This window comes from Streptomyces sp. NRRL B-3229 (assembly GCF_000719505.1).
Classification (GTDB): domain Bacteria; phylum Actinomycetota; class Actinomycetes; order Streptomycetales; family Streptomycetaceae; genus Streptomyces; species Streptomyces griseorubiginosus.
In genome coordinates this window covers 356,253-372,845 of record NZ_JOGP01000003.1, presented here as the reverse complement: position 1 = coordinate 372,845, position 16,593 = coordinate 356,253, and the positions used below count along the sequence as shown (strand labels likewise).

Below are 16,593 nucleotides of genomic sequence, written 5' to 3'. Positions count from 1 at the left end.
GCTCACCTCACCTCCGATCTCTGGGCCCAGCGCGGGACACGGGGGCGGGGGACGGCGGGCGCCCCCAGGGCGGGGGCCTCGGCAGGTGCCGCCAACAGCGAGACGGCCAGGGCCAGATGGAGCAGATAGGGCGAGGCGTCGCCGAGGCCCGCCTCGGTGTACGAGGCGATCGCGCAGTAGCTGATCAGGAAGATCGCGCAGGCCCGCTGGAGCGACGGCGGCCTCAGCAGCGCGACGGCGCCCAGCACGACGATGAACGCCGCGACGAGGCCGACGCCGATCAGTCCCTGCTCGTTGTAGACGGCCAGCCAGCTGTTGTCGATCGGCAGGCCGCCGAACGACTTGTCGCCCAGACCCACGCCGAACCACTTCTCCCCGGTGGTGCGGGGCGCGGCCAGCAGGGCGTCCCAGACCTTGGCGCGACCGGTGAGGCTGGAGAAGTTGTCCTTGCTCTGTCCGCGCAGGAACCACGCCTGGAGCGCGCCGGCGAACCCCACCGCGGCCACCGCGGAGATCGCCACCGCCCAGGTGAAGAAACGGCGGGCCGCGGCGCTGGTCATCAGGAGCGAGCCGATCGCCAGCACCAGTCCGAGCAGCAGGCCGAGCGTGGCCGTGCGGGTGTGGGTCAGCGCGAGCAGCACGAGGGAGGGCACGATGACCACCACCGCGCTGGTCCGGTCGATCCGGCGCCCCAGCAGGAGCAGCGCGGTGAGCCCGATGATCACCGCCGCGTACTGGCCGATCTGCGGCGGGGTGAGCGGCCACAGCGCGCCGACCAGCCGTCCGCCGTAGAGGTCGGGCAGGGCCGCGCCCGGGGAGATGGCAAGGCCGAGGGCCACCGACCCGAGCACCGCGAAGTACATCCGGATGTGGTGCCGTACGAACGTCAGGCTGCCGTCCCACCAGCGGCTGAGCAGCCACAGCGTGCCGACGAAGAGGGTCAGCCGGAAGCAGCGGAACAACGCGCCGAACCCGGACTCCAGGTGGGCGCTGGAGATCACGCTCGACACCAGCAGCAGGGTCAGCAGGAACACGTACGCGTTGGGCCGGACCCGCAGCCGGGCGTTGATCACGAGAGCCAGGGTGAACGCGGCGACCAGCGAGCCCATGGTGACCATCTGGATGAGGGAGCGGGGCAGCGGGACGATGGTCACCGCCCCGGCGGAGCCGAGGGTGTTGAGGACCAGCAGCCCCCAGATCACCCCGACGATCTTCGGTGTGCGCTCCGTCTCCATCTCAGTCACCCGCCTTAGGGTCGGTGGCGAGGGTGCTGCCCGTGTCCTGCCGGTACGGCACGCTCTGCCACTGCATGAAGTCGAGCACCTCGGCCGGGTCGTGGGCGACGAAGTGCCAGGGGCCGACGTAGACGTTGTCGTGCCAGCGGTTGTGCTGGCCGGTGGTGATCGCGTCGGCCACGGCCTCGCCCTTGTACGGCGACCAGTCCGGGTAGGTGCCGTAGTTGGACAGCACCGCCATCCGGTCGCACTTCGTCGTGCACTTGACGACGGAGGTGTCCAGCACGAAGCGGTTGTCGTGGATGTCCACCCGCTGGGTCTTCCACCGGCAGTCGGAGCGGAGCGGTTCCTTGTCGATCGCCGGCTTCTTGCAGCTGCTCGTCTTCTTCACCAGCAACGTGCAGTCACCGGAGGAGGTGTTGGCCGGGCTGTTGCAGAACCGGTCGGCGTTCTCCCACAGGGTGATGCCGGACCAGTTGTCCTCCAGCAGGTTCCGGTAGATCTCGATCTTGTCGGTGCGGGCCCTGACCCGGGGTTCGCCGCCCGACTCGGACAGGTAGATCGTCGCGAAGGGGAAGCTGTCGCCCTTGTCGGCCGCCTTGCGGCCCTCGACCCAGTTGTTCCGCCGGATCGTGTTGTTGCGGATGACCGCGTTGTAGCTGATCTCGTAGATGAGCGCGGCACCGTCGTTGGCCTCGATCACGTTGTTCTCGATGAGGAAGTCGTTGTCGTTGGTGTCCGCCCACAACCCGGTCCCCCGGTTGTCGTGCACCCAGTTCCCGCGCACGTCGGCGCCGTCGACGGCCCAGAACTTGATGCCCCCGGTGCAGCCGCAGCCCGGCTTGCGCCGCTCCCAGTCACCGGTGTTGTTGCCCACGATCTCGTTGCCCTCGACCACAAGGCCGGTGATACGGCCGTTGCCCTTGTAGGCGTTCATGCCGTACTGGCCGTTGTCGCGCAGGCAGCTGTCGCGGACCTGCTGGCGGGCACCGGCCATCAGTCCGGCACCGGAGTTGTGCTGGATCGTCGCGTCCTCGATGACCCAGCCGTCGGCCGAGTCGTGGTTGACCACGCCCTCGTCCATCGGCGCCACGAATCCCTGCACGGTGAGGGAGCGGATGGTGACGTCGGGGGCGCTGCCGCTGAACGCGTACTGGTTCTTCCCCCTGCCGTCGAGCACCGCGCCCGGCGCACCGAGGTAGCGGTCCCCCTTCTTGGGGACGACCTGGGCGTAGCGGTCCGGGTCGAGCCGGTGCGTGCCCGGCCGGAGCCAGAACGTCGTGTTCGGGGGGTTGCTGCGGGTCTTGGCCGCGAGGTCGCCGACCTTGGCGGGGTCGACGGTCACCGCGCCCGCCGGTGGCTTGGCCGGTCCGGCCCCGGGGTGGGCGCACACCCGGGCCGGGGACTCGGACCGGGCTCCGGACGTCGTCGGCACGGCGGCGGGCTTCGCGTCGGCTTCCTGCGTGCCGCCGTCACAGCCGCTCGCCAGCAGGGCCAGCGTCAGCGGTGCCGCCGCCCACGCCCAGAGCCGCCTCCTGATCTCCACGTGCCCCCCCCCTAACCGCGGAACCTGAGCACGGTGGTGAAACCCTCCGTGCCGTCGGTGGTGCCGGTGCCGATCAGGGTGGTGGCGGGTTCCTTGCGCCCGAATCCGGCGGAGTACCAGCCCAGCGGCGGCTCGGTCTCGCCGCGGTGGGCCTGCCAGGACAGCTGCGCGGGCAGGTCGAGCACGGCGGAGCGGTCCTCGCCGTCGCGGGTCCAGGTGAGCCGGGCCTGGTTCCCGGCCAGCTCGGCGGTGATCGCCGGGCCGAGGTGGAACGCCAGGCGTGCCTCCCGGCGCGGGCCGCGCACCTCGTCCACGATCCGCAACTCCTGCTCGTCGGCGGTCAGTTCCACCTGCCGGCGGTGCACGGTGCCCTGGTAGCCGTCGTGTTCGGCGCTCCAGCGGGCCCCTTCCGCCGTCAGGACCCGGCTCTGCGCATGCCGGGTCCACAGGAACGGGCCGCCGGAGACGGACTGGTCGGCGCCGTCCAGCTGGAGGGTGTTGTGGCCGAGGGTCGAGCGGAAGTACTGCCGCCACTCGGGCTGCCCGTGGTAGCAGTACGTCCCCGGGTCGGCGAGCACGTCGACACCGTCGTGCCGGACCTCCACCGACAGCGCGTCCGCGTGGGCGTGCGCCGCGATGGACAGGAAGCCGTGCGGACCGCCGTCGCAGCGGACCCAGATCTCCTCCGGGCCACGCAGGATCGTCATGCCGGCGTCGGCGAAGTGGGTGGGACGGCTCGCGGGGCGGGTCACGGAGGGTTCTGCGGGCTTGATGAGCGCGGCCAGCAGTGGGGTGCGCACGTCGGTGCCGGTCACCGTCGGCCACCAGTCGAGGCGGCCGAACACGGCGTCCCCGGTGGCAAGGAGGGAGGCCCAGCGGTCGGTGCCCGCGCCGTCCACGATCAGACCGTGCCCGTCGTCCGCGTCCCCCTGACGGGGCGGCCGCAGCCGGTTGTCCACGACGGCCGCGAGCGCGTCCGTCATGCGCAGCAGCACCAGGCGGACGGTCGCGGGGACCGGCACCGCGGCGGCGTCCGCCTCGGCCAGCGCGGCCAGGCCGAGCTCCAGGACCAGACCGTGGTACTCGGTGGCCAGCTCGCGGTTGAGGCCGGAGGGATAGGTGTTGGCACGCAGCTGCCGCTCCAGCGAGCGCAACGCGCCGGCCCGCCAGCGTGCCGACTCGGGGAACCAGTCGAACGCGCAGGCCGCGGCGAACTGGCCGGCGTCCTCGGCGATGACGTGGTTGTTCGCCGAGGAGCCCCGGCTGGGGAACGCGGCGAGCCAGCGCTGGTGGTGCCAGATCTGGTTGCGCGCCACCGGGTTGTCCTCGAACAGCTCGGCCGCGCCCGGCCAGCCGTCGAGGAGTCGGCGGACCCACACCCAGGACAGCAGCCGGATGCCCAGTTCGATGCCGCTGAGCCAGTGGACGCCGCGCAGCGGGGGGTTGGCCTCCCACCACGACCGCAGGTGCTCGGCCACGCGCTCGGCGTACCGCTCGTCGCCGGTGAGCGCGTAGGCGGCCGCGAGCTGGGTGAGGTACTGGTGCCGGGACGGCTCCCAGATCTGCTTGATGTCCCCGACCGCGTCCTCGCTGCGGTACGGCACGTCGAAGGCGTAGCCCTCGGGGGCCCGGCGCCCGGTCTTCGGGTCGAACCACCAGTCCGGGTCGGTCAGGTCGTCGCGGACCACGCCGAAGAACTCGGCGTGTCCGTCCATGAGCAGGTCCGCCTCGGCGACCAGACGCTTGGCGGCGTCCGGGGGTACGGCGGCGATCGTGCCGGCGGGCAGCACCGCGGTGAACCGGGCACCGGTGACGCTCGGGCAGTCGGGCGGCGTCGCACGCCAGCGCCGTCTGCGCAGGGTGTCGCCCACCCGGCCCGCGACCTCCTGCGGTCCCATCCGGGACAGCCTCCGGAGGTACCAGCCCACGCTCATCGTCATCACGGCCTCGCCAACGTCACCGGCACGCCACCGGCCAGGCCGGCCTGCACGGCGAGGGTGGCCGCCGTGGTGGCGACCAGGGACTGAAGCGGCACCGGCATCGGCCCGCCGGTGCGCACCGCCTTGATGAACGCCGCCAGTTCGGCGTTCTGGCCCTTGTCCCGCGCCTTGGGCAGCCGCGAACTGACCCACTTCTTGCGGCCGTACACCGAGGCCCGTACGAAGTCGTCGAGGCGCAGGGCGCGGCCGTCGGCGACCAGGTCCAGCGTCTCCTTGGGGAAGCCGGACGGGCCGGTGGTGACATAGCTGATGGTGGCGGTGGAACCGTCCGGGTAGCGCAGCACGACCTGGAGGTCCTCGTTGCCGGACGTGGCGGTCGCGTACACCGAGACCGGGTCCGCGTCGAGCAGCCAGCTCGCCGTGTCGATGAAGTGTCCGCCCTCGCCCACGAACCGCGAGCCCTCGGAGCCCTGCTGGAGGTACCAGCTGCCGTGCGCGAGGCGGCCCGCGTTGACGAGGTAGCGCAGGTGTGCGGGACCGCTCCGGGCGCCGAAGTGGTTCCTGGCCTCCTGGAGCAGCGGCGCGAACCGGCGGTTGAAGCCCACCTGGAGCCGGTCGTTGCCGGACTCCTCGACCGCCGCGAGCACTCCGGACAGCTCGTCCTCGGTGAGGGCCAGGGGCTTCTCCACGAACACGGTCTTGCCGGCCAGCAGGGCCTGCCGGGTCAGGTCGGCGTGCGAGCTGTGCCGTGTCACCACGAACACCGCGTCGACGGACTCGTCGCCGAGCACGGCGTCGAGGTCGGTGGTGGCCTTGGCGAAGCCGAACTTGCGCTGCGCATTGGCCCCGGACAGCGAGGTCGTGGTGACGACGGTCGACAGCTCGACGCCCTCGCGCTGGGCGAGGTGCGGCAGCAGCATCGACGTCGCGTAGTTGCCCGCGCCGACGAACGCCAGCTTCACCGGCGTCTTGGCGGCCCGGGCCGGGCCTGCCTTGACCTGTACCGCGGGCACGGCGACCGCCGGAGCCTTCGCCTCCGCCGTCTCCCCCGCCTGCTCGGGGTACCGGAACAGCGCGGTGACGGCCTTCAACTCGCCGTCCTTCAGGCGCCGGTAGGTCTCCACGGCGTCGTCGAAGTCGGCGACGTGGGAGATGAGGGGCTCCACGTCGACCTTGCCGCGGGCGGCGAGGTCGAGGAAGCAGGCCAGGTTGCGGCGCTCGGTCCAGCGGACGTAGCCGATCGGGTAGTCGCGCCCCTCCAGCTCGTACGACGGGTCGTAGCGCCCGGGGCCGTAAGAGCGGGAGAAGCGGACGTCGAGTTCCTTCTCGTAGTACGCGTTCCACGGCAGGTCGAGGCGGCACTTGCCGATGTCGACGACCCGGCCGCGGTCCCGGGCCAGCTTGGCGGCCAGTTCGACGGGCTGGTTGCTGCCGCCGCCGGCGGCCAGGTACACCTGGTCCACGCCATGTCCGTCGGTGAGTTCGGCGACGGCGTTCTCCACGGCGGTCGAGCCGGGGTCGCCGCAGGCCGCGGCGCCCAGGCGCTCGGCCAGCTCGCAGCGCGCGGGGTCGGGGTCGGCGCCGACGACGCGGACGCCGGAGGCGGCCAGGAGCTGCACCACCAGCTGGCCGATCAGCCCGAGGCCGATGACCAGGGCGACCTCGCCGAGCTGCGGCTCGCCCTGGCGGACGCCCTGCATGGCGATGGACCCGACGGTGCCGAAGGCCGCGTGCTGCGGTGCGAGGCCGTCCGGCACGGGGACGTAGAGGTTCTTCGGGACCCAGTTGAGCTCGGCGTGCAGCGCGTGCTCGTTCCCGGCGCAGGCCACCAGGTCGCCGACCTTCACGTCGTCGATGCCGGCACCGACCTGCTCGACCACACCGCACAGGGAGTAACCCAGCGGCGTGTAGGAGTCCAGCTTGCCCATCACCTTGCGGTACGTGGCGGGCACCCCGTTGGTGGCCACGCTCTGCATGACCTTGGCGACCTGGTCGGGGCGGGAGCGGGCCTTGCCCAGCATCGACATGCCGGCCTCGGACACCTTCATCATCTCGGTGCCGGTGGAGATCAGCGAGTAGACGGTGCGGACCAGCACACCGCCCGGCTTGCACCCGGGCACCGGCACGTCGAGCACCGCCAGCTCGCCGCTCTTGTAGTTCTGTACAACCTGTTTCACCGAAGTCCCCTGATTCCTAAGCCGTTTGCCGAGTGCTCTGGTCGGAGCGGGAGGTCGCGTCGCGGTACCAGTACTCGAGGGTCAGCACATGCCACAGATGCTTGGAGAAGTCCTGCTGTCCGGCGGCGTCCACGGCGACCATCCGGTTCAGCGCGTCACGGCGCAGGAAGCCGGACCGCACGAGCTCGCCGTCGTTGACCACCTCGCGCACCAGCGGTGCCAGGTCCCGGCTCATCCAGGCCCGCAGCGGGGCGCTGAACAGGCCCTTGGGCCGGTAGACGATCTCCCGGGGCAGGATCGAGGTGGCCGCCTCCTTGAGGACCGCCTTGCCCTGCCGTTTGACGATCTTGCGGTCACCGGGCACGGCGAACGCCGCCCTGACCACCTCGACGTCCACGTACGGCACCCGCACCTCGGTCGACGCGGCCATGCTGGAGCGGTCCGTGTAGGTGAGGTTGAGGCCCGGCAGGAACATCCGGGCGTCCGCCAGGCACATGCGGTTGACGAAGTCGTCGAGGGCGTTGTCCTCGTAGGTGTCGGCATGCTCGGTCAGCACGTCGTCGACCGTCCCGGCCAGGTCCGGATCGACCAGGGCGAGCAGCTCGTCCTGGTCGTACATGGTGTAGCTGCGCCGGAACGCGGTCTCCTCCGGCAGGTCGGCGAAGGACAGGAACCGCTTCGCGAAGCGCACCGACCTCAGGCCCCGGCGGGACGTGGCGACCGGCAGCCGGTCCACGACCCCGGACACCCCGCGCCGCACCGGCCCCGGCACGCGTTGGTAGCGCAGCGCGAGCAGGTTGGCCAGGTGCTTGCGGTACCCGGCGAACAGCTCGTCGGCGCCCATGCCGGAGAGCATCACCTTGACCCCGGCCTCCCGGGCCGCCTGGCAGATCAGGAAGGTGTTGATCGCCGCGGGGTCGCCGATGGGCTCGTCCAGGGAATACGTCATCTGCGGCAGCAGGTCGAGCACGTTCGGGGCGATCTCGATCTCGTTCAGCTCGACGCCGAACTGCTCGGCCACCTGCCGGGCGTAGCGCAGGTCGTCGGGCATGGCCTCGAACCGGGCGTCCTCGGCGCGGAACCCGATCGTGTAGGCGGAGATTCCCGGCTGGTGGCGGGCCGCGAGGGCGGTCAGCCAGCTCGAGTCGAGGCCGCCGGACAGGAAGGTGGCCACGGGGACGTCGGCGAGCAGGTGCTTGCGGGTCGACTCCTCGACGATGGCGGCCAGGTCCGGCCGTTCACCGGCCCGGGCCCGTGCCTGGCCCTCGGCGGCGACGTCCTTCAGGTTCCAGAACCGGCCGCGCTGCACCTGGCCGTCGGGCCGGATCCGCAGCCAGCTGCCCGGCGGCAGTTTCTCCGCCTCGCGGAAGGCGCACCGTGAGTCCGGCACCCAGTAGTAGAGGAGCGAGGCCACCAGCGCCGCGTGGTCCACCTCCAGTGATCCACCGGTCGCGGCGGCGAGCGCCTTGAGCTCGGAGGCGAAGGCCAGACCGCCGTCGCGCCGGAGCAGGAACAGCGGCTTGATGCCCAACTGGTCCCGGACGAGGACCAGTTCGCCGGTGCGCTCGTCGAAGACGCCGAACGCGAACATGCCGCGCAGCCGGGGCAGGCAGTCCGTGCCCCAGCGCCGCCAGGCCTCGAGCAGCACCTCGGTGTCGGAGGTGCCGCGGAAGCGCACCCCGGCGGCCTCCAGCTCGGTCCGCAGTTCGGGCGCGTTGTACAGCTCGCCGTTGTACGTCAGGACGAGGCTGTCCTTGGCCATCGGCTGCGCGCCGGTCTCGGACAGGTCGATGATGGACAGCCGGCGGTGCCCGAGCTGCACCTCGCCGTCACCGACGGGGTGGCCGTAGCGGCCCGCCCCGTCCGGACCGCGGTGGGCGAGCGTCTCGGTGAGCCGGTCGGTGACGGTCTTGCCGTCGGGCCATAGATAGGTCCCTGCGATGCCACACATGCCCTACCGCACCTCCTGGTCGCTGTCCGGGACGCGTGCGGCCCACATCGGCTGTCGTTCCGTCTTCACCTGGCCTGTCCCGTTCTGCCGGGCGGTGCGCTCGCTGTGGCCCCGCAGCGCGATGTGCAGCCCGTCCCAGAGGGTGCCGTCGGTGCGGTCCCGCGGATCGGGGTCGATCAGCACCACGCCGACCACCGCGATGCGCTGGTCCGCGAGCTGCCGTGCCACGGTGTGCAGCCAAGCCGCGCTGCCGTGACCGGCCCGTACGACGAGCACGGTCTGGGTGCCGAGGTACTGGAGGTCGGTCCAGGCGGTGCCGGGTGCGACCGAGCCGACGCCCAGCAGGCGGCCGTGGTCCGGCACCCCCGCGGCCTGGTGGCCGGTGACCACGGTCGGGTCGCCCGGCCTGGAGCGGCGGCGGGAGAGCTCCGAGCCCGGCAGACCGTCGACGACGGCCACCGGCCCGTCGGCCGCCAGTGCCCTGGCGACGTCCAGGGCGATCGCGCCCGTGTCGCGCGCGCAGCCCAGTTCCAGCAGGGACAGGGGTTCCGCGGCGCCGCGTGCGGTGCGGGCCAGGGAGGTGGTGAGCCGTTCGCGGGCCAGCCGGGTGCGTCGGCGCTGCCACGGCCTGCCCGACCTGCGGGGCAGCTCCGAGATGACCGAGGCGCCCAGGTTCGCGGCGATGTCCCGGCGCAGTACGGGGCGGTCCGCGACCACCACGCCGACCGCGGCCAGCGCGAGCCCGAGGAAGAGCCCGAGAACGAGTCCGATCCCGGCGTCGGTGGCGGCGGCCTTGGGCAGCGAGTGCCGTACCGGGCTCGGGTCGTCCACGATCTGGGTGCCGGCGACGACCGCGGGGGTGCCGGTGCGGGCGTCGGCGGCGCGCTGGTCGAAGTCGGCGATCCGCGAGTTGAGTTCGGCCCGGCGGGCGTAGAGCGATTCGAGGCTCGCCGCCCCCGTGGTGTCTCCGGTCGTGGCCCGCTCGTTGATCTGCTTGTTGACCGACGCGAGGTCGTCGCGGGTACGGTCGCGCTGGTCGAGCAGGGCCTTGGACTCGGCCTGCGCGGTGGCCTTCATCCGCTGCACGTGGTCCGCGACGAAGGCGTCGGCGAGCGCCTTGGCCCGGGCCACCGCCTGCGCGTCGTCGTCGCCGGTGACGTCGATCTGGAGCAGGTTGTTGGTCAGGCCGGTGCCCCGGTAGTCCTTCATGAAGTCCTCGGGCTTCTCCGGGGACTTGAGGGCCTTCAGGGCCGTGTCGGCGATACGCGTGGTCTGGAGCAGCGCGACGTCGGTGCGGATCAGTGTTCCGGTGTCGTTCGGCTGGTCGTCCGCGTGGGCGACCAGCACCTTGGTCGTCGCGCTCGGCGCCGGCGGCAGCAGGACCGCGACCGCGAGGCCGGCCAGGAAGCCCAGGACCGCCATGGCGCACCACAGGCGACGGCGCCTGCGCACCGCGACCACCAGGGCCTGGACGTCCAGGAGCGGGGTGGGAGCCGGCTCGGGTGAAGTGGTGTTCGTGGTCACGCCCGGCCTCCCGTCGCGCGGCCGGGAACGGCGAAGGTCAGCGTGGCGTCGTCCGGCAGGTCGGCGGTGGCACGCGTGGATCCGGACTGGACCGGGCCTGCGACGACGACACCGACGACGTCGTGCCGGCCCTCCGCGCACGCCTCGGCGATGCCGGCGAGTTCCTCCGCGGTCCAGCTGTTCGCGCTGAGCACCACCACGGCACCGTTCTCCGTTCCTCGGTCCGGCACGATCGGCCGGTCCACCGACACCTCCACCACACGCAGTTGGGGATCGTTCCTGGCCTCGGCGAGGAGCTGCCCCGCGGCCCGGCGGGCGATCTCGTCGCCGTCCGGTACGACGACCAGCAGCCGCCGGGGAGCCGGCAGCTGTTCCCGGAGACGGGTGCACACCCGCCGGTAGCGGAGCCGTCGGCCGGCCTCGTCGCCCGACTTCTGCGGGGCTGGTTCGTCCCAGCGGGTGTCGGCGCCGAGGAGCCGGCTGATCCGGGCTCCCCGGCCCGAGCCCTTCGGCCGGTGCGCGGGCCAGTCACCGGGCACGTCCACGGCGCCGAGCGGTGTCGAGCCCAGGGCCGCGGCGATCGCGGGTTCGGTGCGCAGCCGGCGGTTCATCCGTGCGGCGACGAGATGGCCGGCGACCGCGAGCAGGAAGAACAGCAGCGCCCCGCCGACGATGAGCTGGATCCTCGTCGGCGGTGCCTCGCCGGTGGGCAGCGCGGCCTGGCCCATGACGACCATGCCCGCCTTGGTGGCCGAAGGGTCGGCCTCCTCGAGCTTCTTCATGGCCGCCTCCAGCGAGGTGCGGAGGTTCTCGAGCGCCGTGCGGGACTGCACGCTCTCCACGGTCTGTCCCGGATCGGCCGCGTCGGCCAGGTCGGAGATGCGCCGGTTGGTCTCCGCCACCTGCTTGCGCAGCGCCTCGGTCTGGGAGGCCACCGAGGAGTCGGTGCCGCTGCCCGCGACCTGCGCGGCGAACTGCACGAACTGCTGGGCCACCCCGTCGGCGAGCTGCTGTGCGCGCTCCGGGGTGTCGGCCTTGCCGGAGATGGTGATGATGTTCCCGTCGCCCGCCGAGGCACTCACGTCGTGCCGCAGCTCGGAGCTGCTGACGTCGGACCAGTGCAGAGCGTCGGCCGTACGGTCGACCACGGTCAGGCTCGTGGCGATGTCCACCTGGGTGAGCAGTTCCCGCTCCTCCCAGACCCCTGGCAGCAGTACGGGCGCCGAGGCGGTGTATCTCGGCGGGAACACCAGCACCGAGGTGCCGTAACCGAACAGGGCGCCCACCGCGGCGAGGACGACCAGGAGCCGCCACCGCCGCCGGAGTATCCGCCCGATCGTGACAAGGCGGATGGTGTCTTCGTTCAACTGCGCTGCCTCTTCTTCCTCGTGCGCACCGAACCGCTCGCCGGAACCTCGCGGTCCCGGCAGGCGGCGGCATAGGCGGCGAGCAGTGACGCCTGGGAGTTGCGCCAGGAAAGCTGCCCGCCGATCCGCTCCTGGCCGGTCTTGCCCATGCGGGCCCGCTGGTCCGGGTCGTCCAGCAGCACCGTGATGAGCTCGGCGAACCGGGCCTCGTCGTTGGCGGGCGCGTAGACGGCGGCGTCACCGGCGGAGACGCGCGCCTCCTTCAGGTCGAAGGAGACGATCGGCCGGCCCATCGCCATGTACTCCAGGACCTTGTTCATCGTCGACACGTCGTTGAGCGGGTTGCGCGGGTCGGGAGACAGGCACACGTCCGCCGTGGACAGGTAGCGCACCAGGTCGGCGTCCGGGATGCGCCCGGTGAACTGCACCTGGTCGGTGAGCCCGAGCTGCCGGGACAGGTCCACCATCGCGTCGAAGGCGTCGCCGGAGCCGACGAACACCGCGTGCCAGTCGGTCCGCCCGAACTCGTCGCGCAGCTTCGCGAGGGCGCGCAGGGCGTAGTCGACGCCGTCCTGCGGGCCCATGACGCCCAGGTAGCACAGCAGATGGGGCTTGCCGCGCTTCAGCTCCGGCTCGGGCGGCACCGGCTGGAACCGCTCGATCTGGGGCGCGCTGCGCACCACGAAGACGTCCTCGGGCCGCTTGCCGCCACGGCTGACGGCGACGTCCTTGTAGCTCTCGTTGGTGGCGAGCACCACGTCGGCGGCCCGGTAGGTCCGCCGTTCCACGGCGCACACGGCGCGGTAGAGCAGGTCCTTGCCACGGTCGAAACGGGAGAGGTACAGCTCGGGCACCAGGTCGTGCTGGTCGAAGACGAACCGTGCGCCGCGCCGCCGCAGCCAACGGGCCGACAGGAACAGCAGGTCGGGCGGGTTGCAGGCGTGCACCACGTGAACGGGTCCGACCTTGCGGGCCAGTCGGGCCGTGTGCCAGAGCGCGGAGCCGTACTCCTTGAGGTAGCCGGACGGTCCTCCGGTGGCGGCGCGCAACGGGTACCGGTGGATGCGCACCCCGTCGATCACCGCCTCCGGCTCCGTGTCCCGCTTCTCCCCCTGCGGGCAGATGACGTGGACTTCCCAGCCCGCGTCGCGCAGCGTCGTGCACTCCTGCCACACCCGCCGGTCGAACGGCACCGACAGGTTCTCCACCAGGATCAGCGCGCGCCGGCCTTTGCCGTCGCCGCTGACTTCGTTACCAAGCAAGGCCCATGTATCCCGGTTCGGTCCGGCGCGTCTCGGCGTCGGGAAGGCGGATGAGGTCGACGATCATCTGATCGCCGCCGTGCGGCAGGGCCGCGAGAACGGCCGGGTCCTTGGTCCCGACCAGACACACCTCGGCGTGGTCGAGCACCTCCTCGACGGAGTCCGCGAGGAGCTGCGCGAGGTGCGGCAGCCGGGTCTCGATGTACTCGCGGTTGGCGCCCATCAGCCGGGACAGGCTCACGTTGGCGTCGTGGATCCGCAGGTCGTACCCCTTGCCGTGGAGTCGCTCCGCCAGCTCGACGAGCGGGCTCTCGCGGAGGTCGTCGGTGCCGGGCTTGAAGGACAGCCCGAACATTCCCACCCGGCGCTTGCCGGTGCGCTCCACCAGGTCCACCGCTCGCTGGAGGTGGTCGGAGTTGGAGGGCAGCACGTGGGACAGGATCGGCACCGAGACGTCGGCGCGCTGTGCCGCGTGGACCAGGCTGCGCAGGTCCTTGGGCAGGCAGGAGCCGCCGAAGGCGAAGCCGGGCCGCAGGTAGGCGGGGCTGATGTTCAGCTTGCGGTCGGCCAGGAACACGTCGATGACCTGATGCGAGTCCACGCCGAGCGCCTGGCACACCGCGCCCAGCTCGTTCGCGAAGCCGATCTTCAGACCGTGGAACGCGTTGTCCGCGTACTTGATCGCCTCGGCCGTCGGGATCGGCACCCGGAACACCTCGCCGGGCAGGCTCTCGTAGAGCGCCGCCACCACGTCGCCGCTGGCCGGGTCGAGTTCGCCGATGACCGTCTTGGGCGGGTCGAAGAAGTCCCGCACGCTGGTGCCCTCACGCAGGAACTCCGGGTTGACCGCGACCCCGACGTCCACGCCTGCGGTGCCGCCGATGTTCTTCTCCAGGATCGGCACCAGGAGGTTCAGGCAGGTGCCCGGGAGCATGGTGCTGCGGAACACCACGGTGTGCCGACCGCCCCGCTCGGCGAGCGCGGCGCCGATCTCCTCCGTGACCCGCTCCAGGTAGGTGGTGCACAGGCTGCCGTTGGGCTCCGACGGGGTTCCGACGCAGATCAGCGACACCTCGCTGCCCATGATGGCCTCACGGACGTCGGTGGTGGCACGCAGCGCCCCGGTCCGCACGACCTCCTCGGTGAGTTCGCCGATCCGCTCCTCGACCACCGGGGCCTTGCCGTCGTTGACCAGGTCGACCTTCACCTGGTTGACGTCCACGCCGATGACCTCGTGCCCCATGTGGGCCAGGCACGCGGCCGACACGCAGCCCACGTAGCCGAGCCCGAACACGCTGATTCTCATGACCCGTTCCTCCCCCCAGGCAGGCCCTTGTGGCCTGCTGTCTGCCCGCCCCGCGGACGGCGCCCCCCGCACATCAGTAGGCCCCCTGGCCGTAGAGCACCGCGCGCAGCGTCTTCCACAAGATCACCGCGTCCAGGGCGAGCGACCAGTCCTCCACGTACCGCAGGTCGAGGCGGACGGCCTCCTCCCATGGCAGGTCGCTGCGTCCGCTGATCTGCCACAGGCCGGTGAGGCCGGGCTTGACCAGCAGTCGCCGCCGGATGTCCGGGCCGTACGCGGCGGACTCCTCCGGCAGCGGAGGGCGTGGACCGACGAGCGACATCGATCCCGTGAGCACGTTGAAGAGCTGCGGGAGTTCGTCGAGCGAGTACCGGCGCAGCACGGTGCCGACCCGGGTCACCCGCGGGTCCCGGCGCATCTTGAACAGCAGCCCCGCGCCCTCGTTGCGGTCGGCCAGCTGGGCACGTACCCGGTCGGCGTCGGCGACCATGGTACGGAACTTGAGGATGGTGAACTCGCGGCCGTCCTTGCCGACCCGGCGCTGGCTGTAGAACGCCCCGCCCCGGCTGTCCGCCACCACGAGCAGTCCGACGAGGATCATCAGCGGCGCGAACAGGATCAGCAGGAACGCCGAGCCCAGCCGGTCGACGACCGCCTTGATGGCCCGGCGGCCCCCGGTGAACGTCGGCATGCTGACCCGCAGCAGCGGGATCCCGAGCACGGCGTCGACGTGCAGCCGCGGTCCTGCCACCTCCATCAGCACCGGGGCCACGACCATCTCGGCCTCGCTGCCCTCGAGGTTCCAGGCGAGCCGCTGCAACCGCTCCGGAGTCCAGTACGGGTCCGGTGTGACCGCGACGACCCGGTAGCCGTCGTTCTCCACGTACTTGGCGACGTCCGTGAGCTGGCCGACGACCGGCACTCCGTCCAGTTCGTCATCGTCGAACCCGCGGCCCTCCGTCGTGCACACCCCGTCCACCCGCCATCCGAGGTGCGGGAACTTGCGGGTGCGGTTGATCAGGTCGCTCACGGTGGCCGGGCTCCCGGCGGCGAGCACCGGTCTCAGGCACTGCCCTTCCTTGCGCTGCTTGTGCAGCCCGAGGCGGAGCACATAGCGCGCGGTCATGGTGACCAGCGCGATGGCAGGGATCGCGACGAAGATCCAGAGCTTGATGTTGCGTGAGGTGAGGGCGATCCCGCCGAGCGCGAGCACGACGGTCGCCGCGAACAGGGAACGTCCGAGCCTGCGGAACTCCTCGGCACCCTGGCCGAGCACGGCCGGAGCCCACGCCCGGCCCACCGCGAGCGCCGCCAGCACCAGCAGTTCGGTGCCGAAGGCGAGAATGCCCCATTTCTCATGCCAGTTGGCCGCGTCCCGGGCCCCGAAGAACTCGCCGATCCCCGCCACCACGAAGGCGGTGGTCACCGTGTCGCTGGTGATCACGGTACGGCGGTAGCGCTGCTCCCAGTCGTTCGCCGACTGCCCTGTCGCCCTGTCCGTCAGCTCGTGCGCCGCCGGAAAGGGTCTGGCTATCCCCCCATCCGGCACGGAAGCCCCCCGGTCCCCAGTGGTACGACCTGATTGCCAGACATCGTTCCTACCCCCCTCCGGGAGGCCCCCGCCTCCCGCACTGTTCCTCGCGGGCCCCCGCCCCACGTCGCACTGTTCTCCTGCCGGGAGGCAGCACCCCCCGAATGGCATGCCTAGGTCAACACCGAGTAAAGGAACTCACCTAGGAAGAAAGTAGACTTGCACGTTCCGCCAGACTTTCGAGTTGTTCCCGAACCCACTGACACCTCGGATGCTCCCCGCACCCGAAGCCCCCCTCGGGTTCCAAGAACCGACCACCCCGCGCCCGACGCCGAGACGTTTCTGCTTCGTATCCGCAGCGTCAGACCAATAGATCACTATTTGTCGCCCCGTGTCCCACCATGAGCAGCAAGGTCAATCTAGACCATCAAGACCCGTCCGCAAGGGGGCATGTGTGGAATATGTGCTTACGATTTGGAGATGAGTCAGTCGAGTCGTCGCCGCTGCACACGCTTCGGGCACCATGGCGGGCCTCGTGAGCTGCGAAGACAGCAGTCTGCGGTTGCAGGACGGTATCCCCCGGGGTGATCCCCGGGCCGTGCGACCGATCAGGACACCGCCGGCCAAAGGCCGAAAACGACTCATACGCAACGAGCGTGCTGTCATCGGCGTTCGGTGCGCGATCGCCAAAGTGCAGAACTGGACGTCGAACCGACACCTCCTGACCGGAGCTCGGAACCCGCCCACGCGCCCC

10 protein-coding genes are annotated in these 16,593 nt (G+C 71.3%); all 10 read right to left on the bottom strand.

Features of this window, described 5'->3' with window-relative positions; genetic code table 11:
- Nucleotides 1-2: 2 nt before the first annotated feature.
- The 10 genes from IF54_RS0106560 to IF54_RS0106515 all read right to left on the bottom strand — a co-directional run bounded on the left by IF54_RS0106560 (nucleotide 3) and on the right by IF54_RS0106515 (nucleotide 15,752).
- Nucleotides 3-1,235 carry a membrane protein gene (locus IF54_RS0106560; protein ID WP_030315471.1) on the bottom strand — a complete coding sequence of 411 codons (1,233 nt, stop codon included), beginning with the start codon at nucleotides 1,233-1,235 and terminating at the stop codon, nucleotides 3-5.
- 1 nt (nucleotide 1,236) lies between these two features.
- Nucleotides 1,237-2,781, bottom strand: coding sequence for a right-handed parallel beta-helix repeat-containing protein (locus IF54_RS0106555; RefSeq protein ID WP_030315469.1), 1,545 nt, complete (start codon nucleotides 2,779-2,781; stop codon nucleotides 1,237-1,239).
- 11 nt (nucleotides 2,782-2,792) lie between these two features.
- Nucleotides 2,793-4,721: a heparinase II/III family protein gene (locus IF54_RS0106550; RefSeq protein ID WP_030315467.1), complete on the bottom strand. Its 1,929-nt coding sequence runs from the start codon at nucleotides 4,719-4,721 to the stop codon at nucleotides 2,793-2,795.
- Nucleotides 4,721-6,898: a bi-domain-containing oxidoreductase gene (locus IF54_RS0106545; protein WP_030315464.1), complete on the bottom strand. Its 2,178-nt coding sequence runs from the start codon at nucleotides 6,896-6,898 to the stop codon at nucleotides 4,721-4,723. Before IF54_RS0106545 ends, IF54_RS0106550 begins: the two co-directional genes overlap by 1 nt.
- A 16-nt stretch (nucleotides 6,899-6,914) precedes the next feature.
- Nucleotides 6,915-8,849, bottom strand: coding sequence for an asparagine synthase (glutamine-hydrolyzing) (asnB, locus tag IF54_RS0106540; protein WP_030315461.1), 1,935 nt, complete (start codon nucleotides 8,847-8,849; stop codon nucleotides 6,915-6,917).
- 3 nt (nucleotides 8,850-8,852) lie between these two features.
- Nucleotides 8,853-10,373, bottom strand: a complete 1,521-nt coding sequence (locus tag IF54_RS0106535; RefSeq protein WP_030315458.1) for a Wzz/FepE/Etk N-terminal domain-containing protein — start codon at nucleotides 10,371-10,373, stop codon at nucleotides 8,853-8,855.
- Complete coding sequence (locus IF54_RS0106530) at nucleotides 10,370-11,740, bottom strand: Wzz/FepE/Etk N-terminal domain-containing protein (RefSeq protein WP_030315456.1); 1,371 nt, start codon at nucleotides 11,738-11,740, stop codon at nucleotides 10,370-10,372. The genes IF54_RS0106535 and IF54_RS0106530 overlap by 4 nt, the downstream gene beginning before the upstream one ends.
- Entirely contained in the window at nucleotides 11,737-13,002 is a 1,266-nt protein-coding gene (locus IF54_RS0106525; RefSeq protein WP_030315453.1) for a glycosyltransferase family 4 protein, read from the bottom strand. Before IF54_RS0106525 ends, IF54_RS0106530 begins: the two co-directional genes overlap by 4 nt.
- The gene (locus tag IF54_RS0106520) at nucleotides 12,992-14,308 is read right to left on the bottom strand and encodes a nucleotide sugar dehydrogenase (RefSeq protein ID WP_030315452.1); all 1,317 of its coding nucleotides are present in this window, start codon (nucleotides 14,306-14,308) and stop codon (nucleotides 12,992-12,994) included. Before IF54_RS0106520 ends, IF54_RS0106525 begins: the two co-directional genes overlap by 11 nt.
- A gap of 73 nt (nucleotides 14,309-14,381) precedes the next feature.
- Entirely contained in the window at nucleotides 14,382-15,752 is a 1,371-nt protein-coding gene (locus tag IF54_RS0106515; RefSeq protein ID WP_030315450.1) for a sugar transferase, read from the bottom strand.
- Nucleotides 15,753-16,593 lie beyond the last annotated feature (841 nt).

Bases quoted from the DNA above. Each gene is read 5' to 3' on its own strand.
- IF54_RS0106560 (WP_030315471.1), bottom strand. From the start codon at position 1,235: ATGGAGACGGAGCGCACACCGAAGATCGTCGGGGTGATCTGGGGGCTG.
- IF54_RS0106550 (WP_030315467.1), bottom strand. From the start codon at position 4,721: ATGACGATGAGCGTGGGCTGGTACCTCCGGAGGCTGTCCCGGATGGGA.
- asnB (WP_030315461.1), bottom strand. From the start codon at position 8,849: ATGTGTGGCATCGCAGGGACCTATCTATGGCCCGACGGCAAGACCGTC.
- IF54_RS0106520 (WP_030315452.1), bottom strand. From the start codon at position 14,308: ATGAGAATCAGCGTGTTCGGGCTCGGCTACGTGGGCTGCGTGTCGGCC.